The sequence below is a fragment of the Rhizobacter sp. Root1238 genome (assembly GCF_001425825.1).
GTDB lineage: Bacteria > Pseudomonadota > Gammaproteobacteria > Burkholderiales > Burkholderiaceae_C > Rhizobacter.
In genome coordinates this window covers 105169-130147 of record NZ_LMDM01000034.1, presented here as the reverse complement: position 1 = coordinate 130147, position 24979 = coordinate 105169, and the positions used below count along the sequence as shown (strand labels likewise).

Here is a 24979-nt window from a genome sequence, read left to right as displayed (position 1 = left end):
CGACCTCTGCGTTGATGTGGCTGCTGGCGAATGGCCTCGCGGTCAGGCTAGAACAGGAAATACCGCTGCGCCATCGGCAGCACCGTCGCCGGCTCGCAGGTCAGCAGCACCCCATCCGCCCGCACCTCGTAGGTCTGCGGATCGACCTCGATCTTCGGCGTGAAGCCGTTGTGGACCATGTCGGCCTTGCTGATGCGGCGCGTGTTGCCGACCGCCACCGCGCGCTTCTTCAGCCCCAGCTTCTCCGGCACGCCGGCATCGAGCCCGGCCTTCGAGACGAAGGTGACGCAGCTGTCGTGCATCGCGCCGGCGAACGAGCCGAACATCGGCCGGTAGTGCACCGGCTGCGGCGTCGGGATCGACGCATTCGGGTCGCCCATCGCCGCGGCGGCGATGAAGCCGCCCTTCAGGATCAGCGACGGCTTCACGCCGAAGAAGGCCGGCTTCCACAGCACCAGGTCGGCCAGCTTGCCGACCGCGATCGAACCCACCTCGTGCGAGATGCCCTGCGTGATCGCCGGGTTGATCGTGTACTTCGCGATGTAGCGCTTGACGCGGAAGTTGTCGTGCCGCGCGCTGTCTTCGGGCAGCGTGCCGCGCTGCGCCTTCATCTTGTGCGCCGTCTGCCAGGTGCGGATGATCACCTCGCCGACCCGGCCCATCGCCTGGCTGTCGGACGACATCATCGAGAACACGCCGACGTCGTGCAGGATGTCCTCGGCCGCGATGGTCTCGCGGCGGATGCGGCTTTCGGCGAAGGCCAGGTCCTCCGCGATCGACGCATCGAGGTGGTGGCACACCATCAGCATGTCGAGGTGCTCGTCGATGGTGTTCACCGTGTACGGCATCGTCGGGTTGGTCGACGACGGCAGCACGTTCGGCAGGCCCGCTGCCTTGATGATGTCGGGTGCATGCCCGCCGCCCGCGCCTTCGGTGTGGAAGGTCGCGATGGTGCGGCCCTTGAACGCGTCGATCGTGCTTTCGACGAAGCCAGATTCGTTCAGCGTGTCGGTGTGGATCGTGACCTGCACGTCGTGCCGGTCGGCCACGCTCAGGCAGTTGTCGATCGCCGCCGGCGTCGTGCCCCAGTCTTCGTGCAGCTTCAGGCCGTACGCGCCGGCCTCGATCTGCTCGTCGAGCGCGCCGGGCAGGCTCGCATTGCCCTTGCCCTGGAAGCCCAGGTTCATCGGAAACGCCTCGGCCGCCTTCAGCATCTGGTGGATGTACCAGGGCCCGGGCGTGCAGGTGGTCGCGAAGGTGCCGGTGGCCGGGCCGGTGCCGCCGCCGAGCATCGTCGTGACGCCGCTCATCAGCGCCTCTTCGATCTGCTGCGGGCAGATGAAGTGGATGTGGGTGTCGATGCCGCCGGCGGTGACGATGCTGCCTTCGCCGGCGATGATCTCGGTGCCGGGGCCGATCACGATGTCGACGCCGGGCTGCACGTCGGGGTTGCCGGCCTTGCCGATGCCGGCGATGCGGCCGGCCTTCAGCCCGATGTCGGCCTTCACGATGCCCCAGTGGTCGATGATCAGCGCGTTGGTGATCACCGTGTCGGCCACGTCCTTCGACAGGCGCTGGCCCTGGCCCATGCCGTCGCGGATGGTCTTGCCGCCGCCGAACTTCACCTCTTCGCCGTAGCCGCCGGCGAGCAGCGTGTAGTCCTTCTCGACCTCGACGATGAGGCCGGTGTCGGCCAGGCGCACGCGGTCACCGGCGGTCGGGCCGAACATCTCCGCATAGGCGCGGCGGTGGATGGTGGCCATCAGAGCGCTCCCTGCACTTCGCCGCGGAAGCCGTAGACCTTACGGTCGCCGGCGTAGTCGACCAGCTCGACCGTGCGCTGCTGCCCCGGCTCGAAGCGCACCGCGGTGCCCGATGCGATGTTCAGCCGCATGCCGCGCGCGGCCGCGCGGTCGAACTTCAGCGCCGGGTTGGTCTCGGCGAAGTGGTAGTGCGAGCCGACCTGCACCGGCCGGTCGCCGCTGTTCTCGATCACCAGCGTGATGGTGCGGCGGCCGACGTTGATCTCGATGTCGGGCCCGTCGGTGAGCAGTTCGCCTGGAATCATGGCCGGCACCCTTCAGTTGACCAGCAGCGCGATGCCGAACAGCGCGACCGCGCTGCCCGCCACGCGCGGCAGCCAGGCCGAGCGCGAACGCAGCAGCAGGCCGAGGCCGATGCCGGCGCCATGCAGCAACGCGGTGGCCGCGACCATGCCGGTGAGCGCGAATGCAGCCGTGGGGCCGGCCAGCTCGGCGCCGTGCGCGAGGCCGTGGAACAGCGCGAACACCGCCGCCAGCGCGGCACCAGCCGCGGCCGGCAGGCGCGCGTTGGTGGCGACCAGCAGGCCCAGCACCAGCAGCGACGCGGCGATCATCGGTTCCACCGCCGGCAGCATGAGCCCGGCCAGGCCGATCAGCGCGCCCGCCAGCAGCGTGCCGCCGAAGGCCAGCGGCGCGAGCCAGACGCGGCGCGAACCCAGCGCGCTCCAGAGGCCGACGGCGACCATCGCTGCCAGGTGGTCGAGCCCGCTGAACGGGTGGCTGAAGCCGGCGGCCAGCGCGCCGATGGCGTCATGGTGCCGGCCCGCGTCGGCACCGGTGTGGGCGAAGGCGAGGGCGGGCAGGCCGAGCGACAAGGCCACGGCAGCGGCGCGCCATGCGGTCGAGCGAGAGGGGGTCGTCATGCAAAGCGCTCCAGATTCATGCAGAAGGTCATGCAATGGGTTGGTGCACGGTCACCAACTTGGTGCCGTCGGGGAAGGTCGCTTCGACCTGGATCTCGGGGATCAGCTCGGCCACGCCGTCCATCACGTCGGCGCGGGTCAGCACCGTCTTGCCTTCGCTCATCAGCGCGGCCACCGTCTTGCCGTCGCGAGCGCCTTCCATGATGGCCGCGCTGATCAGCGCGACCGACTCGGGGTAGTTGAGCTTCAGCCCCCGCGCCTTGCGGCGCTCGGCCAGCAGCGAGGCCGTGAAGATCAGCAGCTTGTCTTTCTCACGCGGCGTCAGTTCCATGGTGGTGCGGGAAGCAGAAGGTGTGCCACATCTTAGGGCGCGTCGCCACGCCGATGGCATGGGGCTTGCGCTCACCCGCCGCATGACGTCTGCCCAGCCCCCCGGTGACACGGTCGCGGTCGGCCCGGCCATCGTGCCGCCGGAGCGCGACGGCGCGCCGGACGAGCGCGCGGTGCAGCGCGTCGTGAAGGTCCGGCGCGACTACAACAGCTGGGTCGCGCGCGAGACGATGGAAGACTACGCGCTGCGCTTCACGCCGCACAGCTTCCGCAAGTGGTCCGAGCTGCGCGTGGCCAACACCGCGTTCGGCGCGGCCTCGTTCCTGGTGCTCGAGGCGGTGGGTGCGACGCTGCTGGTGCAGTACGGCTTCCTGAACGCGTTCTGGGCGATCCTCGCGACCGGGCTGATCATCTTCCTCGCCGGGCTGCCGATCAGCTTCTACGCGGCGCGTCACGGGCTCGACATGGACCTGCTGACGCGCGGGGCCGGCTTCGGCTACATCGGCTCCACCATCACCTCGCTGATCTACGCCAGCTTCACCTTCATCTTCTTCGCGCTCGAGGCGGCCATCATGGCCTATGCGCTCGAGCTGGCCTTCGACGTGCCGCCGGCCTGGGGCTACCTGGTCTGCGCACTGGTGGTGATCCCGCTGGTCACGCACGGCGTCACCGCGATCAGCCGGCTGCAGGTCTGGACGCAGCCGCTGTGGCTGGTGCTGCTGGTCGTGCCCTATGTTTTCGTGCTGCGCCAGAACCCGGGCGCGCTCGACGGGCTGGTGCACTACGCCGGCGCCGAGGGCCGCGGCGCCGGGTTCGACCTCGGCCTGTTCGGCGCCGCGATGACGGTGGGCATCGCGCTGATCACGCAGATGGGCGAGCAGGTCGACTACCTGCGCTTCATGCCGGAGCGCACCGCGGCCAACCGCAAGCGCTGGTGGCTGGGCGTGCTGATCGGCGGGCCCGGCTGGGTGGTGCCGGGCGTGCTGAAGATGCTGGGCGGCGCGCTGCTGGCGTACCTGGCGATCAGCCATTCGGTGCCGGTCGACCGCGCGGTCGATCCCAATCAGATGTACCTCGCGGCCTACGAGTACGTCTTCCCGCACCCGGCGTGGGCGGTCGCCGCGACGGCGCTGCTGGTGGTGGTGTCGCAGCTGAAGATCAACGTGACCAACGCCTACGCCGGTTCGCTCGCGTGGTCGAACTTCTTCGCGCGGCTCACGCACAGCCACCCGGGGCGCGTCGTGTGGGTGGTGTTCAACACGATGATCGCGCTGATGCTGATGGAGCTCGACGTGTTCCGCGCGCTCGGCGAGGTGCTGGGGCTGTTCTCCAACATCGCGATCTCGTGGATCATGGCGGTGGTCGCCGACCTGGTGGTCAACAAGCCGCTCGGGCTGTCGCCGCCGGGCATCGAGTTCAAGCGCGCGCACCTGTACGACGTGAACCCGGTCGGCGTCGGCGCGATGGGCGCGGCCTCGGTGCTGTCGATCGCGGCCTACCTGGGGGTGTTCGGGCCGATGGCGCAGGCCTTCTCGGCCCTGATCGCGCTGGTGACGGCCTTCGTGGCGGCACCGCTCATCGCGTGGGCCACGCAAGGCCGCTTCTACATCGCCCGCCAGAGCCCGCCAGGCCTGTTCACCCGGCTGCAGCACTGCGTGGTCTGCGAACGCGAGTACGAGGCCGACGACCTGGCGCATTGCCCCGCCTACCTCGGCTCGATCTGCTCGCTGTGCTGCTCGCTCGACGCGCGCTGCAACGACCTGTGCAAGCCCGAGGCCAAGCTGTCCACGCAATGGGCAGCCGCACTGCGGGCGGTGCTGCCGCGCCGCGCCTGGCCCTACATCGACACCGGCCTCGGCCACTATGTGCTGCTGATGGCGGTGGTGGTGCCGCTGCTGGCCGGGCTGTTCGCGCTGCTGTACCACCAGGAGCTGCGGCTGCTCGGCGAGCCGGGCGCGGCGCTCGCGCCGGCGCTGCGGCTCGGCTTCGTCAAGGCCTTCGCGGCGCTGCTGCTGGTCAGCGGCATCGTCGCCTGGTGGCTGGTGCTGACGCACAAGAGCCGCCAGGTGGCGCAGGAGGAATCGAACCGCCAGACGCAGGCGGTGCACGAGCAGACGCAGGCGCTGCGGCGCGAGATCGATTCGCACCGCCGCACCGACCTGCAGCTGCAGCAGGCCAAGCGCAGCGCCGAGCTCGCGAACCAGGCCAAGAGCCGCTACATCACGACGGTGAGCCACGAGCTGCGCACGCCGCTGAACAGCATCCTCGGCTATGCGCAGCTGCTCGACGAAGACGCGTCGATCCCGCCGCACCGCCAGCAGGCGATCGGCGTGATCCGGCGCGGCGGCGAGCACCTGCTGTCGCTGATCGAGGGCACGCTCGACATCGCCCGCATCGAAGGCGGCAAGCTGCGGCTCGAATCGCAGCCGATGCACCTGCGCGACGGCGTGCAGCAGATCGTGCGCATGTTCGAGCTGCAGGCCGCCGGCAAGGGCATCGCGTTCAGCCATGAGCTGTCGCAGGCGCTGCCCGAGGTGGTGCGCAGCGACGAGAAGCGGCTGCGCCAGATCCTGATCAACGTGCTGGGCAATGCCGTCAAGTTCACGCAGGCCGGTCACGTGGTGTTCCGCGCCACCTATGCGCGTGAGATGGCCACCTTCGAGATCGAGGACACCGGCCCGGGCATCGCGCCCGAAGAGATCGAGCACGTGTTCGAGCCGTTCGCGCGCGGCAGCGATACCGGCACCGCGGCCAGCGGCGGCACCGGGCTGGGGCTGACCATCAGCAAGATGCTGGTCGACCTGATGGGCGGCGAGATGACGGTGCACAGCACGCCGCAGGTCGGCACGCTGTTCCGCATCCGGCTGTTCCTGCCCGCCGCGCGCGACGCGGTGGCGGTGCAGGCGCCGCGCATCGCGCGCATCGGCTACCGGGGCGCGCGGCGCCGCGTGCTGGTGGTCGACAACGAGGAGGTCGACCGCGCGCTGCTCGCGAGCGTGCTCGAGCCGCTGGGCTTCGAGATCCACCAGGCCGCCTCCGGCGACGAATGCCTGCGCCTGCTGCGCAGCGTCGTGCCTGATGCCATCCTGATGGACCTGGCGATGCCGGGCATCGACGGCTGGGCGACGATCCGCGCGATCCGCGGCCAGGGGTTGAGTCCTGCGCCGGTCGCCATCGTCTCGGGCAATGCCTTCGACAAGGACCTGGACAACGACGTCGGCATCACGCCGGCCGATTTCGTGCTGAAGCCGGTGCGCGTGCACGAGCTGCTCGACTGGCTGGGCGCGCGCCTCGGCTTGCAGTGGGTGGAGGCGACGCCGGTGTCGACCGCCATGGCGGCGGCACCTGCCTCGACCGCGTCGGCCGACTGGGTGCTGCCGGATGCCGAGGCGCTGCGCGCGCTGGATGAGCTGGTGCGCCTCGGCTACTTCCGCGGCATCGTCCAGAAGCTCGACCGGATCGAGGCCGAGCATCCCGCCTGTGCCGGCTTCGTGGACCACGTGCGCGACCTGGTGCGCAAGTTCCAGCTGGAGGCGGTGAGCCGCATCCTCGAGAAGGCCTTGCACCGATCGCTGGCGGCCGGCCCCGCGCCCTGATCGTGCGGCAGATCTCACGGCGGCGCGCATCGCGGGCCGGTCGCGACGACAGTGTTTGACAGTCGAGGAGGAATTCCTCCATAAATGTTGCGCAAAGTTGCCCCACGTTTCGCCGAGTAGCGAATCCGAGAGGCAGCCATGCGCGGTAATGCGGTCCGTCAGAACAGAGGCTTTACGCTCATCGAAGTGACGATCGTGGTCGCGATCGTCGCGATCCTGGCCCGCGTGGCGTTGCCGGCGTACCTCGACCACCTGAAGCGCGGCCGCATTCCCGATGCCACCGCGACCTTGTCGACGCTGCAGACCCGCATGGAGCAGTGGTTCCAGGACAACCGCAGCTACTACACCAGCGCAAGCGTCAAGACCTGCGGCGTCACCGCCAGCGCGTCGAGCCATTTCAGTTTCAGCTGCACTGCATCGTCCGACACCGCCTACGTCTGGACGGCCACCGGGATCGGGGCGATGGCCGGCTTCAGCTACACCATCAACCAGGACGGCACGCAGACCTCGGCGGTCACCGGCGTGTCCGGCTGGACGGCAACGTCGAGCAGTTGCTGGATCACGAAGCGAGGCGGGGTGTGCTCGTGAAGGCGCGGCATCGGCGGGCGCCGCGCGGCATGACCTTGATCGAGCTGACGATCGGCTTGGCGATGTTCGCGCTGCTGCTGCTGGCGGTGGCGCCGTCGCTCTCGCAGTGGATGCGCGACACGCGGCTGCAGGCCGGCGCCCAGGCGCTGATGGGCGACCTGCAGTTCGCACGCGCCGAAGCGGTTCGGCGCAATGGGCTGGCGCGGCTGCAGCTGGTCAGCAGCCGCGACATGAATTGCGCGCTGACGAACTCCGGCCCTGAATGGGTCGTCAACCTGACGGCGTCGACCTCGCCGGCCGGCGCCTGCGGCTCGGCGCCCGGCGGCACCGTGTCTCCGTACCTGTTGCGGGTCAGCCCGCTGCTGTCGAGCAGCACGACGAACACGCTGACGGCCACGCGGCAGGTCGTGGCGTTCAACGGGCTGGGCCGACAGACCGCCACCACCAACCCGACCTCGTCGGTCGCGACGCTGACGATCGATGTGCAGGACGCCACCAGCCGTTGCCGTCCGTCCGGCGCCACGCGCTGCCTGCGCGTGGTCGTGTCGCCGGCGGGTGACATCCACATGTGCGACCCGGCCCATGCGACCGGAAACACGGCCAACGACGCGATGAGTTGCCCCTGATGCACGTGACCCCCCCATGACACATCCTCTCCACCTTCCTCGCACCGCCCACCCGGCCGCCGTTGCCGCTGCGACCCGGGAACATGGCGCAGCATTGCTCGAGATCGTCTGCGCGCTGCTGATCTTCGGCGTCGGCGTGCTCGGGCTCGTCAAGCTGCAGGCCGTCAGCGTGCAACAGGCCGGCGATGCGAGGTACCGCGCGCTGGCGGCCCTGCAGGCGAGCGACCTGATCGGCAAGATGTGGGTGAGCGACCGCACGCCCGCCACGCTGGCGGCCAGCTTCAGCAGCGATGCGGCCAACGGCGCGGGCTACGCGTCCTGGCTTGCCGCGGTGCAGGCGTCCGGGCTGCCGGGCGTGGCCGGCAGGCCGCCGACGGTGAGCATCGCGACGGTGTCGGGGCTCGGCACGAACAGCACCGACAGCAGCCTCGCGACCATCACGGTCTACTGGAAGGCGCCGGGCGATGGCGGTTACCACAACCATGTCGCACTGGCGCAGGTGAAATGATGGCGCCGCGCCCCGACATCGGCCTGAAGCCGTCGCGTGCGGCGCGGGGCTTCACGCTCATCGAGCTGATGGTCGCCGTGGTCGTCGCGATGCTGTTCGCCGTGCTGGCGATGCGCGTGTTCGGCCAGGCCGAGAGCCAGAAGCGCGTGACCACCGGTGGGAACGACGCGCTGATCAACGCGTCGCTCGGCCTGTTTGCCCTCGAACGCGATGCGAGGCAGGCCGGACACGGCCTGAATGCCTTCGCGATCCTCGGCTGCAAGCTGACCTGGACCACCACGGCCAGCGCAGTGAAGGTCACCCTGTCGGCAGCGGCGCCGGTCACCATCAATGCCGGCGAGGTGGTCGCCGGCGATGCCAACACCGACACGCTGCTGGTGATCAGCGCGAATTCGAACAACCCGCCCGAGGGGGATGCCACCATCGCGACATCGGACGGCACCGGCTACCGGGTCGCCACGCCGGGTCAGTTCGCGGCCGACACCTGGATCGCCGTGCTGCCCTCCACGCGCGTGTCGACCTGCAGTTCGAGCCTCGAGAAGGTGACCGCCATCGATTCGGCCACGTCGAAGCTCGCGGTCGCGCAGGGGACCGCGGGCCTACCGGTCGGCAGCATCGTGTTCGACCTGGGCAGCGCGGTTCAGATCCGTGCCTATGCCGTCAGGCAGGGCAACCTGATGGTGTGCGACTACAGCGCCTGGAACTGTGGCGACGCGTCGAAGACGGTCGATCCCGACGTCTGGATGACGATGGCGTCCAACATCGTCAGCCTGCGTGCCCAGTACGGGCGCGACACGTCCGGCATCAGCGGGACCAGCCCCGGCATGCGAGGGGTCGTCGACAGCTTCGACCAGGTCACGCCGGGCAGTGCGTCGGACGCCAGCACCCTGGCCACGCAGTGCCGTTGGGCGCGGGTGCTGGCCGTGCGCATGGCCTTGGTCGGGCGCAGCACGACCTACGACAAGACCGCGCCGACGGCTGCGGCACCGACCTGGGATGGCGCGGCGGACGCACCGATCGACCTGAGCCGCGACGCGGCATGGCAGCGGTTCCGCTACAGGATGCTGCAAGCCACCGTGCCGCTGCGCAACCTCATCTGGGAGGGCTCCCAGTCCACCTACGAAGGAGGGACCGGAGGATGTTGAAGCGCTTCGATGCGGGGCGCCATCCCCGGGGAGCCAGCCCACAGCGTGGCATCTCGATGCTGCTGGTGCTGATCATCCTGATGGCGATGACGCTGGCCGCGGTCGGGTTGCGCCGCTCCACGCTGACGGCGAACGCCATTGCCGGCAACCTGGGCATGCAGCGCGCGGCCGCCAGCTCGGCCGACCAGGGGATGGAGGTCGCGATCGCCTGGCTCGAGAGCAACAGCGGGCAAGCCACTTCGACGTCCGCAACCGCCTGCGCCACGAGCATCGGCAGTTCGGTGCTGGCCTGCGACCAGCCAGGCCACGGCTACCTGGCTTCGCGCGCGGACCCTGCCAGCGGGCAGAGCTGGTCCGCGCTGTGGGATGAGCTGGCGACGCTGGCGACGCCGGGGGTCCTGAGCACCGACAAAGCCGGCAACGGCGTTGCCTACCTCATTCAACGCATGTGCAGCAGCCAGGGGGATGCCAATGGCGGCGCGTGCTCGGCCTCACCGACGTCCGGCACCTGCGGCAGCAGCCAGACGGTCGGCGGCAATGGCGGCGCCGGCAACCTGAGTTGCAAGAGCCAGGTTTATTTCCGCATCACCGTGAAGGTGAGCGGCCCCCGCAACACCTTCAGCTATGCGCAGGCCATGGTGGCGCTGTGATTCGGGAGAACGACATGGTCGGACTGTTCATCGCCGCCGGGCGGCGCGCACTTGTCATCGTGGGGCTGCTGCTGGCCGGGAATGCCGCCGTGGCCGACTCGACGGACCTGGCAACCCAGCCGCTGGGCATCGCGACGTCGGCGCCCCGGCCCAATATCCTGTTCGTGCTGGACAACTCGAACAGCATGGACACCGCGTACATGCCGGACACGGCGTTCAACGGCTCGGGCAAGGCAGAGTATGTCCGGAATATTTTGTACAACACATTGGCCTACGACCCGGGCGTGACCTATCTGATTTCCCCCAAAGGGAATGCCGCAGGCGATTACTGGGAGAGCATGACGAGGGCGAATACCGCGGGATGGACGAAGGTGCGCAGGAATGGGTTCTCATCATTCGCCAGCACCTACAACATCGTCTCCGATGCGTACTATTTCAAGTCGACCTTTTCTGGCGGCGTCGAAACACGCACGCAGGTCACCCTCAAATCGGGCCTGACTTATCCGAAGGCGAGCACGCGCACGGATTGCGCCGATTCAGCCTGCACCTACGACGAGGAGATGACCAACTACACGAACTGGTATTCCTACTACCGGCTGCGCATGCTGGCGATGAAGTCGGGCCTCAGCCTGTCGTTCGCCGGCCTGGGTTCGAACGTGCGCCTGGGGCTGATGGCCATCGATTCGGCCGACAACGGCATCCTCGATTTCGTCAATATCACCGACTTCGATTCCACGCAAAAGGAGCTTTGGTACAAGACGCTTCACGCGATCGTTCCCAAGCAACATGGCGATACACCGCTGCGCCCGGCCCTCTCGATCGCGGGGCGGTATTTTGCAGGCAAGGTGAGCACGATCAACGGCGAGTCTGCCAGGGATCCGATGCAGTATTCATGTCAACGGAATTACACCCTTCTTTCCACCGATGGCTATTGGACGGTCGCCCAGGGAACGAAGGTTGACGGCAGCACGCTCGTCGGGGATCAGGATGCCAACCTGAGCCGGCCCTACTTCGACGGCACCGCCACGTCCGATACGCTTGCCGACGTGGCGCAGTATTACTATTCGACGGATCTGCGCGACGATGCGCGTGGAATCCAGAACATGGTGACCTACACCATCGGTCTGGGTGCCGCCGGAAAAATGAAATACCGGTCGGACTATGCCACTGCAAGCAGCGGCGATTATTTCGACGTGGCCAATGGCACGCCAGCCGATGCCGCGCAAGGGATCTGCGCCTGGCAGACCGGCTCGGGCCCCTGCAACTGGCCGGTGCCGGTGGCGGAGCAGCCGACGGCGGTGGACGACCTGTGGCACGCCGCCGTCAACGGGCATGGCGCCTACTACAGCGCCGCGAACGCGGCCGACCTGAAGGCGGGTGTCGCGAGCTTCATCAAGAGCGTCGAGGTCAGCAGCGCCGCGCAGGCCACCAGCACCAGCAGCGCCGCGAACTTCTCGGCCGGTACGCAGAACTACCTCTTCAGTTCCCGCTTCTGCTCGCTGAAATGGTTCGGCGAGCTGGCGCGCTATGCGGTAGACGCTGCCACCGGCACGCTGAGCCCCACGCCCGACTGGGCGCAGTCGGGCGGCGGGACCGATTGCGCCGGGGCGTCCGGCAGCAATCCCGCGACAACACGGCTCGACGGGCGGAGTGCGGACGATCGCAGGATCTACACCCTGGATGACGGCAGGAGCGCGGCATCGCTGGTCAGTTTCGAGTGGGGCTCGCTGTCGAGCAACTCGCAGCGGTACTTCAGCTTCGACACCGTCAAGGGATCGCTGTCGCAGGTCTGCAGCTCGGGTGCCGATTGCATCCCGGCGGCCTCCCGGGCAGACAGCACCGGCTCGGGATCTTCAGGTGCCGGCGGGTACAACCTGGTCAACTACCTGCGCGGCGACGGCTCGCGGGCCCAGGACGATCCGAACGCCGCCGCCGCCGCCCGGCTCTATCGTCCGCGCGAGCACAAGCTCGGTGACATCGCCGGCTCGCAGGCCGTTTACGTCCGGGCGCCGAACTTCAGCTACGCCGACAAGGGATATGCCGAGTTCAAGACGACGCAGGCCGCGCGCCAGGGCATGGTCTATGTCGGTGCCAACGACGGCATGCTGCATGCCTTCGATGCGACCGATGGCAGCGAGTCCTGGGCCTACATCCCGTCCATGCTGTTGCCCCAGCTGTACAAGCTCGCCGACAAGCAGTACGCGAGTCAGCACATCTTCCTGGTCGACGGGCCGATCACCACGGCCGACGTCCACGACGGCAGTGCCTGGCACACTATCCTGGTGGGCGGGCTGGGCGGCGGCGGGCGCGGCTTCTATGCGCTGGACGTGACGCGGCCGGGCACGCCGGCGGCCTTGTGGGAGTTCACCCACGACACCAGCCGCACGAGCCCCTTCGTCGTCGATGCCGACCTCGGCTACTCGTTCGGCGCGCCGCTGGTCACGAAACTGTCCGACGGCACGTGGGTCGTGCTGGTCACCTCGGGCTACAACAACGTGTCGCCGGGCAACGGCCACGGCACGCTGTGGGTGCTCAACGCCATGACCGGCAGCATCATCAGGAAGATCGACACCGGCGCCGGCGCGAGCGGCTCGACCGTGCCCGGTTGCACGGCGGTCCCCTGCCCGAGCGGCCTCGCCAGGATCAGCGGATGGGTCGCCAATCCGGCCAACAACACGGTGACGCAGGTCTATGGCGGCGACCTGTACGGCAACCTGTGGCGTTTCGATCTGAGCACCCTCACCAGGGCCAATGCCGGCGCGGCCAGCGTCACCGTTCGGCAGCTCGCGACACTGGCCGACGGCAGCGGCGTTCGACAGCCCGTCAGCACACGCCCGGAACTGGGCCTGGTCAGCGGCAGCCGTGTCGTCTACGTCGGGACGGGCCGGTACCTCGGCAGGAGCGACCTGACCACGTCGCAGCAGCAGTCGATCTATGCGATCAAGGACCCGGTCACCAGCAACACCGGACTGCCGTACGCCAGCCCGCGCAGCAACCCCTGCAGCGCGAGCAGGACCACCAACTGCTTCGTGCAGCAGCGGTTGTCCGACAGCAACGGCAAGCGCACGGCGACCAGCACCGTCAGCTACCCGGTCGACTTCTCCAGCATGCATGGCTGGTTCGAGGACCTGCCCGAGACCGCCGAGCGCATCAACACCGATCCCACGCTGCAACTGGGCACGCTCGTCTACGTGTCGAACATTCCCAGCGGGGACGCGGACGTCTGCACCGAAGGCGGATCGAGCTACCTGAACTATGTCGACTTCGCGACCGGCCTGCAGGTCTCCGGATCCCCGGACGTCGGCACGCTGCTGAGCGACAAGGGCACCTCCAGCGCCGCCGGGCTGGCGATGACGACGCAGGGCAATGCGGTGGCCTACACCCGGGGATCCGATGGCAGCACCGCGGTCAGCAAGGTTCCCACCGTCAGCGTTCCGACCCGCACCCGCCGCCTGTCGTGGCGTGAATTGATCACCGGACAGTGACGCCTGCAGCGGTCGCCGGGATCTGCCTGTGTCCCGCGGCCGCCAGCTCGGCTACGCTTGCGATCCTGCGCCCCGTCGGGGCGCGTCGCGTTTTTTGCAAGCCGGCCATGACCGAGAGACTCCCCGACCGCAGCCTGAGCGACGTCGTGCTCATCGTCGACGATGTGCCCGACAACCTGTCGCTGCTGCACGACGCGCTCGACGAGGCGGGCTACACCGTGCTGGTGGCGGTCAATGGCGAGAGCGCGTTGCAGCGCGCGACCCAGGCCGATCCCGACATCGTGCTGCTCGACGCGGTGATGCCCGGCATGGACGGCTTCGAGGTGGCGCGCCGTCTGAAGGCGCAGCCCGGGACCTCGCACATCCCGATCATCTTCATGACCGGCCTGACCGAGACCGAGCACGTGGTGGCCGCGTTCCAGGCCGGCGGCATCGACTACGTCACCAAGCCGATCCGCCCGCAGGAGGTGCTGGCGCGCATGGTGGTGCACATGCAGAGCGCGCGCCAGGCGCGGCAGGCTCGCAATGCGCTCGATGCGTTCGGCCACGCGACGATGGCGATCCACGTGACCGGGCAGGTCGAAAACAGCCGCGCGGTGTGGCAGACGGCGCTCGCGCGCGAGCTGATGCAGCGCTACTTCGACGCGCCGCCGGCCCACGTGCCGGCCGAGCTGGCGGCATGGCTGCAGGCGCAGTCGCAGCTGGCGGCCGCAGGGCGCGAGCCGACCTCGCTGTCGGTGGTGCGCGGCGAGCGCCAGCTGGTGTTCTCGCTGCAGCAGCGCACCAGCGACGACGACTGGCTGATCGTGATGCGCGAGGTGTCGGACGCCGCGGCGGTCGATGCGGTGCTGCAGGCCTTCAGGCTGACGCTGCGCGAGGCGGAGGTGCTGTACTGGGTCGCCAAGGGCAAGACGAATCGCGACATCGGCGACATTCTTGGCAGCAGCCCGGCGACGGTGAAGAAGCACCTGGAGCATGTGTTCGAGAAGCTGGGGGTGGAGACGCGCAATGCGGCGGCTTCTCTGGCGATCCAGAAGGTTCGTGCGCTGGCGCCGTGGCACGGGGGGTGAGGGACTGCGCGTGGCCGGTTCCTCACCCACGCGGCAAGACGCCCGGAATGTCCCCGGGCGGAATCACCTCGACGTTGTCGGCCAGCGGGTAGCGGCGCTCGACGGGAGCGATCACGTAGCCTTTGTCGACCCCCAGGTCCTCGAGTGACTGCCAGAAACCGCGGGTCACCGTGGGCGATGCCGAGAACTTCACCTCGAAACCCAGCAGCCGCTTGCCGGTCGAAACGACCAGGTCGAGCTCGCTGCCGGCCACCGTGCGGTAGAAGCCGAGTTCGCTGCCGACCGGCGCGTGGGCGCGCACCTGTTCCAGCACGAAGCCTTCCCAGGAAGCTCCGACGATGGGATGTCCCTGCAGGTCGTCGATGCTGGCGATGTTGAGCAATGCATGCACCAGTCCGCTGTCGCGGATGTACACCTTCGGCGACTTGACGAGCCGCTTGCCGACGTTGGCCAGATGCGGCTCCAGCCGGCGCACCATCATCGCGTCGCTCAACAATGCGAGGTAGCGTGTCACCGTGGTGTGTGCGACGCCGCCCAGCGACAAGCCCAGCTGCGAGGCGTTGAAGAGCTGGCCCTGCAGGTGGGCGAGCATGCGCCAGAAGCGATGCAATGTTTCGGCAGGAATGGTCACGCCCCATTGCGGCAGGTCGCGCTGGAGAAATGTCTGGATGAAATCCTGGCGCCAGGTGAAGGAGAGCGCTTCGCTGGGCGCGGCATGGCTCATCGGAAAGCCACCGCGCGACCACAGGTTCTGCAGGCCCGCCAGTTCGGTGGGCCCGGCGGGAAACACTTCGGAGGCGAGCAGGGGTGTCAATTCCAGGTAGCTGACGCGGCCGGCGAGCGACTCGGCACTCTGCTGCATCAGCGGACCCGAGGCCGAGCCCAACAGCAGGAAACGGCCGGGCCTGCGGTCGGCGTCGATCTCCGGACGCAGGGCGCTGAACAGATCGGGCACGTGCTGCACTTCGTCGAGCACGACGAGGCGCTCCCGATGGCGAGGAAAGAAGAGCTCCGGCCGTTCCAGTTGAGCGCGGTCGGCAGCGCGTTCGAGGTCGAGGAACAGCGCGTTCTCGTGCTCGGCCGCCACCGCGCGCGCCAGCGTCGTCTTGCCGACCTGCCTGGGACCGGTGATCACGACGCCGGGGAAGAATGTCAGCCTCTCCCGCAGGGAGGCCATGAGATGGCGTTCAAACATCCTTGTATTTTGAGCGGTGACCGCTCAATTTACAAGCATGAACGTGCGCAGATTCGTCGGCCACTGCGGTCTTTTCCCTCTCCCGAGGAGTTGCCTTCGCAGGCGCAGAACAACGGCCCTACGCCATCTGTCGTATTCCTCGAACGCTCCCCGCTCCGTAACCTCCGCAGCACCAACCCACAGGAGCGATCGTCCATGAAGTCATCCCGCCGCAATTTCGCCGCGTCGCTGAGCGCCGTGTCGCTCGGCGTCGCCGCCCTCGGCCTGCCGCTGTTCGCGCAGGCCGCCGACACCATCAAGGTCGGCATCCTGCACTCGCTGTCGGGCACGATGGCGATCTCGGAGACCGTGCTGAAGGACACGGCGCTGATGACGATCGCCGAAATCAACGCCAAGGGCGGCGTGCTCGGCAAGCAGCTCGAACCCGTCGTCGTCGACCCGGCCTCCAACTGGCCGCTGTTCGCCGAGAAGGCCAAGCAGCTGATCAGCCAGGACAAGGTCGCGGTGATGTTCGGCTGCTGGACCAGCGTGTCGCGCAAGTCGGTGCTGCCGGTCGTCGAGGAACTCAACGGCCTGCTGTTCTACCCGGTGCAGTACGAAGGCGAAGAACTCAGCAAGAACGTGTTCTACACCGGCGCGGCGCCCAACCAGCAGGCCATCCCGGCGGTCGAATACCTGATGAGCAAGGCCGGCGGCGGCGCCAAGCGCTTCGTGCTGCTCGGCACCGACTACGTCTACCCGCGCACCACCAACAAGATCCTGCGCGCCTTCCTGAAGAGCAAGGGCGTGAAGGACAGCGACATCGACGAGAAGTACACGCCGTTCGGCCACAGCGATTACCAGACCATCGTCGCCGACGTCAAGAAGTTCTCGGCCGGCGGCAAGACCGCCGTCATCTCGACGATCAACGGCGATTCGAACGTGCCGTTCTACAAGGAACTCGGCAACCAGGGCCTGAAGGCGACCGACGTGCCGGTCGTGGCCTTCTCGGTCGGCGAAGAAGAACTGCGCGGCGTCGACACCAAGCCGCTGGTCGGCCACCTCGCGGCATGGAACTACTTCATGTCGATCAAGAACCCGACCAACGACGCCTTCAAGAAGCAGTGGGCCGAGTACGCGAAGGCGAAGAACCTGCCGGGTGCCGACAAGCCGCTGACCAACGACCCGATGGAAGCCACCTACATCGGCATCCACATGTGGGCGCAGGCGGTCAAGAAGGCCGGCAGCACCGACACCGACAAGGTCATCGCCGCGATGGCCGGCCAGACCTTCCCGGCCCCGGGCGGCTTCGTGTCGACGATGGACGCGAAGAACCACCACCTGCACAAGCCGGTGTTCATCGGCGAAGTGAAGGCCGACGGCCAGTTCAACGTGGTCTGGAAGACCCCCGCCCCGGTGAAGGCCAAGCCGTGGAGCCCGTACATCGAAGGCAACGACAAGAAGAAGGACGAGCCCGAGAAGAAGTCGTGATCGGCTGAACCGCTGACCCGAGAAACGGGCCACCCGGCGACCGGGTGGCCCTTGTCGAATCTGAGCAGGACGGATTTCCCTCGATGCTTCCCATGCATGCACGCCGCTGGCTGGTCGCCTTGCTGCTCGGCCTGTCGTTCGGCGCGGTCCACGCGCTGACGCCGTCGCAGGCCCTGGCCCTCGCGAAGGGCGAGAACGAAGAGCGCATCGCCGCGCTGCAGGCCTCGCTCGCCCGTGGCGACGACGGGCTCGCCGCGTTCGTGCGGGCGATGCTGGACGACGCGGTGAAACTCGCCGGCGACAAGGTCTTCGTCGTGCGCGGCGACAAGGCGAGCGATGCCGCGACCGGTACCGAGGCCAGGCTTCCCGACGGCGCGGAAGACCTCGTCAACAGCAACCAGATGCGCCGCGAGCTCGAAGGTGCGCTGGCGGCGCTGAAGCTCTTTTCCAGCGACCTCGGCGAGCGCCGCGCCGCGATCAAGGCGCTGAAGGAAGAGGCCGATGAAGGCCGCCTGCCGCTGATCGAGAAGGCGCTCGCCGCCGAACAGGACGCCGCGCTGAAGGAACAGCTGACGCAGGTTCGCGCCGCGATCCTGGTGTCGTCGAACGACACCGGCAAGCGCATGGAGGCCGCCCGCGCACTCGCCGGCAGCCTGACGCCGGCCACCAAGACCCTGATCCTCGAGCGCCTGAAGCCAGCGGCCGACGGCGGCGAGACCGAGGTCGACATCCGCAGCCAGCTCGGCATCGCACTCGGCGCGATCGATGCGCGCCTCGCGTGGGGCGAACGGCTCGGCGTGCTGTTCACCGGCGTCAGCCTCGGCAGCATCCTGCTGCTGGTCGCACTCGGCCTGGCCATCACCTACGGGCTGATGGGCGTGATCAACATGGCGCACGGCGAGCTGATGATGATCGGCGCGTATGCAACGTACGTGGTGCAGAACCTCTTCAAGTCGCACCTGCCGGGCCTGTTCGACGCCTACGTGATCGTCGCGATCCCCGCGTCGTTCCTGGCCGCCGCGCTGGTCGGCGCGGTGCTCGAACGCAGCGTGATCCGCTGGCTGTACGGTCGCCCGCTCGAGACGCTGCTGGCCACCTGGGGCATCAGCCTGGTGCTGATGCAGGGCGTGCGCTCGCTCTTCGGTGCGCAGAACGTGCAGGTCGAGAACCCGTCGTGGCTGTCCGGCGGTGTCGAGGTGCTGAGCAACCTGACGCTGCCGTTCAACCGCATCGCGATCCTCGCGTTCGCGGTGCTGGTGCTGGCCGGCGTCGCACTGCTGATCGCGCACACCCGGCTCGGGCTGTTCGTGCGCGGCGTCACGCAGAACCGCCGCATGGCCGCCTGCATGGGCGTCAACACCGCGCGCATCGACACCTGCGCATTCGCACTCGGCTCCGGCATCGCCGGGCTGGCCGGCTGCGCGCTGTCGCAGATCGGGAACGTCGGGCCCGACCTCGGGCAGGGCTACATCGTCGACTCGTTCATGGTGGTCGTGCTCGGCGGCGTCGGCCAGCTGGCCGGCACCGTCTACGCGGCGCTCGGCCTGGGCGTGCTGAACAAGCTGCTCGAAGGCTGGCAGGGCGCCGTGCTCGCGAAGATCATGGTGCTGGTCTTCATCGTCATCTTCATCCAGAAGCGGCCGCAGGGCATCTTCGCGATGAAAGGCCGGAGTGCCGAAGCATGAGCGCCGTTCTTCCCACCCCGCCGCGGTCCGTCGGGCCGGCGACCTCGCTGCTGTCGATCAAGGCCTGGAGCGGCGTCTTCATCGCCCTGGTCGCGGTGCTGGTCGTCGCCCCGGCGCTGAATCTCGCGGTGCCGCAGGACAGCGCGCTGCACCTGAGCGACTACGCGATCGGCCTGGCCGGCAAGATCATGTGCTACGCGATCTGCGCGCTGGCGATGGACCTGATCTGGGGCTACACCGGCATCCTGTCGCTCGGCCACGGCGTGTTCTTCGCGCTCGGCGGCTATGCGATGGGCATGTACCTGATGCGCCAGATCGGGCGCGACGGCAACTACCAGTCCGACCTGCCGGACTTCATGGTCTTCCTCGACTGGAAGACGCTGCCATGGCACTGGGCGGCCAGCGACAGCTTTGCCGCCACGCTGCTGCTGGTCGTTCTGGTGCCGGGGCTGCTCGCGTTCGTGTTCGGCTTCTTCGCGTTCCGCTCGCGCATCAAGGGCGTGTACTTCTCGATCATCACGCAGGCGATGACCTACGCGGCGATGCTGCTGTTCTTCCGCAACGAGACCGGCTTCGGCGGCAACAACGGCTTCACCGACTTCAAGCGCATCCTCGGCCACCCGATCGCGACGCCGTCGATGCGGATGACGCTGTTCGTGCTGAGCGGCGTCGCGCTGATCGGCTTCTTCCTGCTGTCCCGCTGGCTGGTGGGCAGCAAGTTCGGCCGCGTGCTGCAGGCCATCCGCGACGCCGAGAGCCGCGTGATGTTCACCGGCTACGACCCGCTGCGCTACAAGCTCTGCATCTGGGTGATCTCGGCGGTGATGTGCGGCATTGCCGGTGCGCTGTACGTGCCGCAGGTCGGCATCATCAACCCGGGCGAGATGTCGCCAGCCGCCAGCATCGAGATCGCGATCTGGGCCGCGGTCGGCGGGCGCGGCACGCTGGTCGGGCCGATCGTCGGCGCCTTCTTCGTCAACGGCGCAAAAAGCTGGTTCACGCAAGCGTTCCCGGAGTTCTGGCTGTATTTCCTCGGCGCGCTGTTCATCGCGGTGACGCTGTTCCTGCCGCAAGGCATCGTCGGGCTCGCGCGCCGGTTCAAGCGCGGCAGCAAGGATGAGGTGAAGGCATGACGCCCGAACTGATGGAGGCCGGCGCGCGCGTGCGCGAGGCGCTGGCGAACAGGCAGCAGGGCGGCCCGGGCACCTCGGGCGGGCGAACGGCGAGCTACGGCCGCGTGGTCGAGGAAGGCGTGCTCGACACCCGGCACGGCGCGATCCTGTACCTGGACGACATCACCGTCAGCTTCGACGGCTTCAAGGCGCTGAACGCGCTGTCGCTGAACATCGGCGCCGGCGAGCTGCGCTGCATCATCGGCCCGAACGGCGCCGGCAAGACGACGATGATGGACGTCATCACCGGCAAGACCCGGCCCGATGCCGGCAAGGCCTTCTTCGGCTCCACAATCGACCTGCTGCGGCTGCGCGAGAACGAGATCGCGTCGATCGGCGTCGGCCGCAAGTTCCAGAAGCCGACGGTGTTCGAGCAGCTGACGGTGTTCGAGAACCTGGAGCTCGCGCTGAAGGCCGACCGCGGCGTGCGCTCGTCGATGTTCTTCCGCCTGAACGGCGAGCAGCTCGACCGCATCGGCGCGATGCTGGCGCTGATCCACCTGAAGGAAGGCGCGCAGCGCGTCGCGGGGCTGCTGTCGCACGGCCAGAAGCAGTGGCTGGAGATCGGCATGCTGCTGATGCAGGACCCGAAGCTGCTGCTGCTCGACGAACCGGTGGCCGGCATGACCGACGAAGAGACCGAACGCACCGCCGAGCTGTTCCTGTCGCTCGAAGGCAACCACTCGCTGGTGGTGGTCGAGCACGACATGAAGTTCGTCGGCGCGCTGACGCAGAACGGGCGCAACGGCAAGAAGGTGACGGTGCTGCACGAAGGCGGCGTGCTGGCCGAGGGCCTGCTGTCGGACGTGCAGGCCAACGACAAGGTGGTCGAGGTTTATCTTGGGCGCTGAACCATGCTGAAGGTCGAAGGGATCAACCAGTACTACGGCGGCTCGCACATCCTGCGCAACCTTGCCTTCGAGGCGAAGCTGGGCGAGGTGACCGTGGTGCTCGGCCGCAACGGCGTCGGCAAGACGACGCTGCTAAAGAGCCTGATGGGCGTGGTGCCGGTGAAGACCGGCAGCATCCAGCTCGACGGCCGCGACATCACCCACGACACGCCGTACGACCGGGTGCGCAAGGGCGTCGGCTACGTGCCGCAGGGCCGCGAGATCTTCGGCCGGCTGACGGTCGACGAGAACCTGCGCATGGGCCTGGCGTACAAAAGCGGCGGCACGCCGGTGCCGGCCGAGCTGTTCGAGCTGTTCCCGGTGCTCAAGCAGATGATCAATCGCCGCGGCGGCGACCTGTCGGGCGGCCAGCAGCAGCAACTGGCCATCGCACGCGCGCTGGCGGCGGGGCCGAAGCTGCTGATCCTCGACGAGCCGACCGAAGGCATCCAGCCGAGCGTCATCAAGGACATCGGCCGCGTGATCCGCATGCTGGCCGACCGCAAGACGATGGCCATCGTGCTGGTGGAGCAGTACTACGATTTCGCCGCCGAGCTCGCCGACCAGTACCTGGTGATGGAGCGCGGCGAGATCATCCAGCGCGGGCGCGGGAAGGACATGGAAGCCGAAGGCGTGCGCGACCGGATGTCGATCTGAGCCGCGCCTACTGCCCCGAGAAATACAACCTGCGCAGCGCCCGGTCCGACCCTGCCCTGAAGTAGCTCTGCCCCGCACCGCCACCGCCGTGGATCCAGTCCGGCGACGGCACCAGGTACTTGCGCAGCAGGGCATTGGCGTCCGAGGTGGCGTCCTTGAACTGCAGCGACTCGCGGAAGGCGTAGTGCGAGAACAGCCGCATGAACTCGCCGAGGTAGATGTCGGCCACCGCGGTGTCGCCGCGGATCACCAGCATGTTCTCGTCGTTGTCGGTGGTCGACGCCGCCGAGAAATTGGCCGACCCCACCACCACCGTCGGCGCGTCGCCGAGCGGGTCCACCAGCATGTACTTCGTGTGCACGTACAGCACGTGCGCCTCGTCGGCGATGCGGTCGAGCTCGGCGAGCCAGCGGTCGAACAGGTTCAGCTCGACGCGGTTGCCCACCGCCACCGTCACGTTCGGATGCCGGCGGATGCGGTCGATCTCGGCGGCCTGCGCCTTGTAGGTCTTGCCGGTGCCCTTCTTCTCCATCAGCGCGAAGCGCAGCACCCCGTCGGTCTTGTCGTACGACGGCACGAAGCGGCTGTTCATGCCGAACGCGAAGGTCATGAACACGCCGCGCTTCGCGCCGGCCGCGAGCCCGGCGTACCAGTCGAGTGCCTGCAGGCCGAGCCGCGGCGAGAACAGCGCGTCGAGCGGCGAGCCGTCGGCCGGCAGCGGAGACAGCGCCTCGTCCTGCGTCGCGGTCGGCTTGCGCGTCTGGTCGCTGTCCAGCAGCCGCCAGTACTGGTGGTAGCGGGCGGCGATCACGTCGTCGCGCACGATGTGGGCATTGTTCGAATGGCCGAACATGCCGTTCACGCTCAGGTTGGTCGAGCCGGTCCACACCTGCTTCGGCACACCGCCCTGCCGCAGCACGAGGAACTTGTTGTGCGCGAAGCCGCCGGAGTGCTCGCGCGACTTGACCATGCCGTCCATGCCCTGGCCTTCGAGGGCCTTTTCGTTGCCCTCGCCCTGGCTGTCGCCGTCGTACAGCACGGAGACGGCCGCGCCGCGCGCCTTCGCGGCCTTCAGCGCGGTGTAGATGCGCGGACTCTTGAACTCGAAGAACGCGCCCTCCAGCGCATCGCCTTGTGCCGCCTGCCCGATGAAGGCCTCCAGGCCTTCGACCAGCCCGCGCGACAGCCAGTTGAACGCCGACGGCCCGGCGTCGTCCGGCGGCCGGTTCTGGAAGCGCCGCGCGTACTCCTGCGAGGCCACCGCGCCGCGGTTGAAGAAGACCGCATGCCGGCCCTGGTCGACACGCTCGGTCGCCACCGCCAGGTCGACGCCCGGCCCGAGCACCAGCGCGCCCGGCGCGCCGCCCATCGGGACGATCGTGTAGACGTAGCGCTCGTCGGGCGAGGCGCTGTAGTCGGCCCACTGGAAGGTCTGCAGCGGGTGCAGGAAGCTCGTCACCGGTTCGCCCGGTACCGGAAAGGGTTCGACCTGCTCGAAGGTCTTCATGCCCGACAGCCAGATGCGCTCGCCGTCGCGCTCGCGCAGCCTGCGCACCGCGAAACCCAGAACGCCTTGCGCCAGCAGGGTCGCCTCGGGCATGTCCCAGCCCAGCAGCACCACGTAGGTGCCGGCCACGGCCATCGCCGTCAGGCCGCCGTTCTCGTTGCGTACGCGCATGGTGGTCTCCGGAGGTCGTGACGCGTGCCGGGTGCCACGCCTGCCCGTTGTGGCGCAGGCGTGTGTCGCCGCCATGGCAGCGGGCACGCCTGGGCACATTGCACCGTACCGTGGCGCGCGTCATCCTCCAGATGGCGGAAGGACGAGGGGTCGGACGGATGCGGCTCAGCGCCGCGCCGCCTCCAGCGCCGCGAACGCGGTGATCAGCAGCTGCACCGCCAGCACGTCGGCGGCGTACTGCACCGAGACGTCGCTGCGCGGCCCGAGCAGGTTCCACAGCACCGGCACGCTGATCGACAGCGTGTAGACCGACCAGACCAGGAACCACGCGAGCGCCATCGCATTGCGCCCGCGCATCCACTGGCCCAGCCCCGGCAACAGGGCCGACGCCAGCACCGCCCACCAGTGCGGCGTGGCCGCGATGCGCCGCCGCGAGCGGCTGCCGCGGCGCGCATGCCACACCAGCGTGATCGCGGCGACCACGCCGCCGATTGCCGCGGCGACCAGCGCCTGGTGCAGCCACTGCAGGCGCTGCTGCATCTGGGCGGCGTCCTGCAGGTCGCCTCGGCTGTCGGCATCGCCGAATGGCGGCAGCGGTTCGCGCGCGACATTCCAGCGCAGCACCGAGCGGCTCTGGCCGTCGACCACCAGCAGCTCGCGCCCGAGCCAGCCGAGGTCGCGCGGCTCCATGCGCTCGGTCTGCGAGAACAGCAGCTCGCCGCCGCCGGGCAGGATGTCGGCCACCACGCCGACGATGCGGTCGTTGCCGAAGCGGATCACGGTGGCCAGCGGCAGCGGCTCGTTGACCTCGGTCGCCTGCGGCGGGTGCGGCCGCGCGAGGCCCAGGTAGCGGGTGCCGCGCGGCGCCGGAACGTCGACCGCCTGCTGCAGCGCGAGCGTGCGGCCGTCCAGGCGTTTCAGCTGCAGGCCGTTGGTGTCGGTGGTCCACAGCGCATCGCCGCTCCACCACAGGCCGTTCGTGAAGCGGTAGGTGCCCAGCACGGTGCGTGCGAGGAAGCGGCCGTCGCGGCCGAACAGCGCGACCGCATGGCCGCCGCCGGTCGACGCCGCGATGCGGCCGTCCTCGGCAAAGGCCAGGTGCACCGCGCGGCTCGCGTGCTCCACCAGCTCGGGCGGCCATTGCAGCGCGATGGTGCCGGCCGGCAGCAGCGTGGCCGGGTCGAGCAGGTGGATCGCCGCGTCGTTGTCGAGCCGCATCGCGAGCAGCCCGGCGCCCGGGTGCCAGTCGAGGCTGTAGGCATGGCCGGGCAGTCCGATCTCGGCCAGCTTCGCCCGCTTGCCGCGGTGCCCGCCGGCGTCGAACGACCAGATCTCGTCGTCGACGGCCAGCCAGGCCTGCGTGCCGTCGGGGCGCAGCGCCAGCGCCGACGGGCCATGCAGTTCCAGCACGCGCTGGCTGACCTTGAAGTCCAGCGCCAGCAGCAGCAGCGCGAGCAGCACGCAGACGAGCGCAATGCGCGGCGTTGCCCCCCCACCGATGCGGGGGCGGCTGCGTGCCTTGGGGATATCGGTACTGCCGGATCCGTC

20 protein-coding genes are annotated in these 24979 nt (G+C 68.5%); 13 read left to right on the top strand and 7 right to left on the bottom strand.

The features are described 5' to 3' along the window. Window positions 1-47: 47 nt before the first annotated feature. Genes ureC through ureA form a run of 4 tightly spaced genes read right to left on the bottom strand, consistent with a single transcriptional unit; the run spans window position 48 to window position 3017 of the window. Window positions 48-1763 (bottom strand): urease subunit alpha, encoded by a 1716-nt coding sequence (ureC, locus tag ASC98_RS21915; RefSeq protein WP_056815726.1) that lies wholly within the window; start codon window positions 1761-1763, stop codon window positions 48-50. Next, entirely contained in the window at window positions 1763-2068 is a 306-nt protein-coding gene (locus ASC98_RS21910) for an urease subunit beta (RefSeq protein WP_047590807.1), read from the bottom strand. The genes ureC and ASC98_RS21910 overlap by 1 nt, the downstream gene beginning before the upstream one ends. Before the next feature lie 12 nt (window positions 2069-2080). After that, on the bottom strand, window positions 2081-2686 hold the full coding sequence (locus ASC98_RS21905) for a HupE/UreJ family protein (RefSeq protein WP_056815722.1): 606 nt from the start codon (window positions 2684-2686) through the stop codon (window positions 2081-2083). Window positions 2687-2714: 28 nt separating this feature from the next. Next, window positions 2715-3017, bottom strand: a complete 303-nt coding sequence (ureA, locus tag ASC98_RS21900; RefSeq protein WP_056815720.1) for an urease subunit gamma — start codon at window positions 3015-3017, stop codon at window positions 2715-2717. An 82-nt stretch (window positions 3018-3099) separates the two neighbouring features. Between ureA and ASC98_RS21895 the strand changes: the two genes are divergently transcribed. The 8 genes from ASC98_RS21895 to ASC98_RS21860 all read left to right on the top strand — a co-directional run bounded on the left by ASC98_RS21895 (window position 3100) and on the right by ASC98_RS21860 (window position 14684). After that, window positions 3100-6612, top strand: coding sequence for an ATP-binding protein (locus ASC98_RS21895; RefSeq protein ID WP_056815717.1), 3513 nt, complete (start codon window positions 3100-3102; stop codon window positions 6610-6612). 138 nt (window positions 6613-6750) lie between these two features. Next, the gene (locus ASC98_RS21890) at window positions 6751-7200 is read left to right on the top strand and encodes a type IV pilin protein (protein ID WP_056815715.1); all 450 of its coding nucleotides are present in this window, start codon (window positions 6751-6753) and stop codon (window positions 7198-7200) included. Continuing rightward, window positions 7191-7826 carry a GspH/FimT family protein gene (locus ASC98_RS21885; protein ID WP_056815712.1) on the top strand — a complete coding sequence of 212 codons (636 nt, stop codon included), beginning with the start codon at window positions 7191-7193 and terminating at the stop codon, window positions 7824-7826. The genes ASC98_RS21890 and ASC98_RS21885 overlap by 10 nt, the downstream gene beginning before the upstream one ends. Window positions 7827-7842: 16 nt before the next feature. After that, window positions 7843-8334, top strand: coding sequence for a hypothetical protein (locus ASC98_RS21880; RefSeq protein WP_157598000.1), 492 nt, complete (start codon window positions 7843-7845; stop codon window positions 8332-8334). Continuing rightward, complete coding sequence (locus ASC98_RS21875; RefSeq protein WP_056815706.1) at window positions 8334-9479, top strand: PilW family protein; 1146 nt, start codon at window positions 8334-8336, stop codon at window positions 9477-9479. Before ASC98_RS21880 ends, ASC98_RS21875 begins: the two co-directional genes overlap by 1 nt. After that, window positions 9473-10129 (top strand): hypothetical protein, encoded by a 657-nt coding sequence (locus tag ASC98_RS21870; RefSeq protein ID WP_157604838.1) that lies wholly within the window; start codon window positions 9473-9475, stop codon window positions 10127-10129. Before ASC98_RS21875 ends, ASC98_RS21870 begins: the two co-directional genes overlap by 7 nt. A gap of 14 nt (window positions 10130-10143) precedes the next feature. Then, the gene (locus tag ASC98_RS21865; RefSeq protein ID WP_056815703.1) at window positions 10144-13614 is read left to right on the top strand and encodes a pilus assembly protein; all 3471 of its coding nucleotides are present in this window, start codon (window positions 10144-10146) and stop codon (window positions 13612-13614) included. Between the two features lie 107 nt (window positions 13615-13721). Next, window positions 13722-14684 carry a response regulator transcription factor gene (locus tag ASC98_RS21860; RefSeq protein ID WP_056815701.1) on the top strand — a complete coding sequence of 321 codons (963 nt, stop codon included), beginning with the start codon at window positions 13722-13724 and terminating at the stop codon, window positions 14682-14684. Window positions 14685-14706: 22 nt separating this feature from the next. Here ASC98_RS21860 and ASC98_RS21855 read toward each other — a convergent pair whose 3' ends face one another. After that, window positions 14707-15879 (bottom strand): ATP-binding protein, encoded by a 1173-nt coding sequence (locus tag ASC98_RS21855; RefSeq protein WP_056815698.1) that lies wholly within the window; start codon window positions 15877-15879, stop codon window positions 14707-14709. Between the two features lie 195 nt (window positions 15880-16074). On the opposite strand from ASC98_RS21855, the gene urtA reads away from it, so the two are divergent. The 5 genes from urtA (at window position 16075) to urtE (ending at window position 21753) form a co-directional block, all read left to right on the top strand. Beyond that, complete coding sequence (gene urtA / locus ASC98_RS21850) at window positions 16075-17349, top strand: urea ABC transporter substrate-binding protein (RefSeq protein WP_056815695.1); 1275 nt, start codon at window positions 16075-16077, stop codon at window positions 17347-17349. Window positions 17350-17441: 92 nt separating this feature from the next. Next, window positions 17442-19034 carry an urea ABC transporter permease subunit UrtB gene (gene urtB, locus ASC98_RS21845; protein WP_157598001.1) on the top strand — a complete coding sequence of 531 codons (1593 nt, stop codon included), beginning with the start codon at window positions 17442-17444 and terminating at the stop codon, window positions 19032-19034. Beyond that, a complete protein-coding gene (gene urtC, locus ASC98_RS21840; RefSeq protein WP_056815687.1) occupies window positions 19031-20167 on the top strand; it encodes an urea ABC transporter permease subunit UrtC in 1137 nt (378 codons plus the stop codon). The genes urtB and urtC overlap by 4 nt, the downstream gene beginning before the upstream one ends. Further along, window positions 20164-21057, top strand: coding sequence for an urea ABC transporter ATP-binding protein UrtD (gene urtD, locus ASC98_RS21835; protein WP_056815684.1), 894 nt, complete (start codon window positions 20164-20166; stop codon window positions 21055-21057). Before urtC ends, urtD begins: the two co-directional genes overlap by 4 nt. 3 nt (window positions 21058-21060) lie before the next feature. Further along, window positions 21061-21753: an urea ABC transporter ATP-binding subunit UrtE gene (gene urtE / locus ASC98_RS21830; RefSeq protein ID WP_056815682.1), complete on the top strand. Its 693-nt coding sequence runs from the start codon at window positions 21061-21063 to the stop codon at window positions 21751-21753. 7 nt (window positions 21754-21760) lie between these two features. Here urtE and ASC98_RS21825 read toward each other — a convergent pair whose 3' ends face one another. Next, the gene (locus tag ASC98_RS21825) at window positions 21761-23431 is read right to left on the bottom strand and encodes a phospholipase D-like domain-containing protein (protein WP_056815678.1); all 1671 of its coding nucleotides are present in this window, start codon (window positions 23429-23431) and stop codon (window positions 21761-21763) included. Between the two features lie 165 nt (window positions 23432-23596). Next, window positions 23597-24892: a hypothetical protein gene (locus ASC98_RS21820; protein ID WP_056815676.1), complete on the bottom strand. Its 1296-nt coding sequence runs from the start codon at window positions 24890-24892 to the stop codon at window positions 23597-23599. Window positions 24893-24979 lie beyond the last annotated feature (87 nt).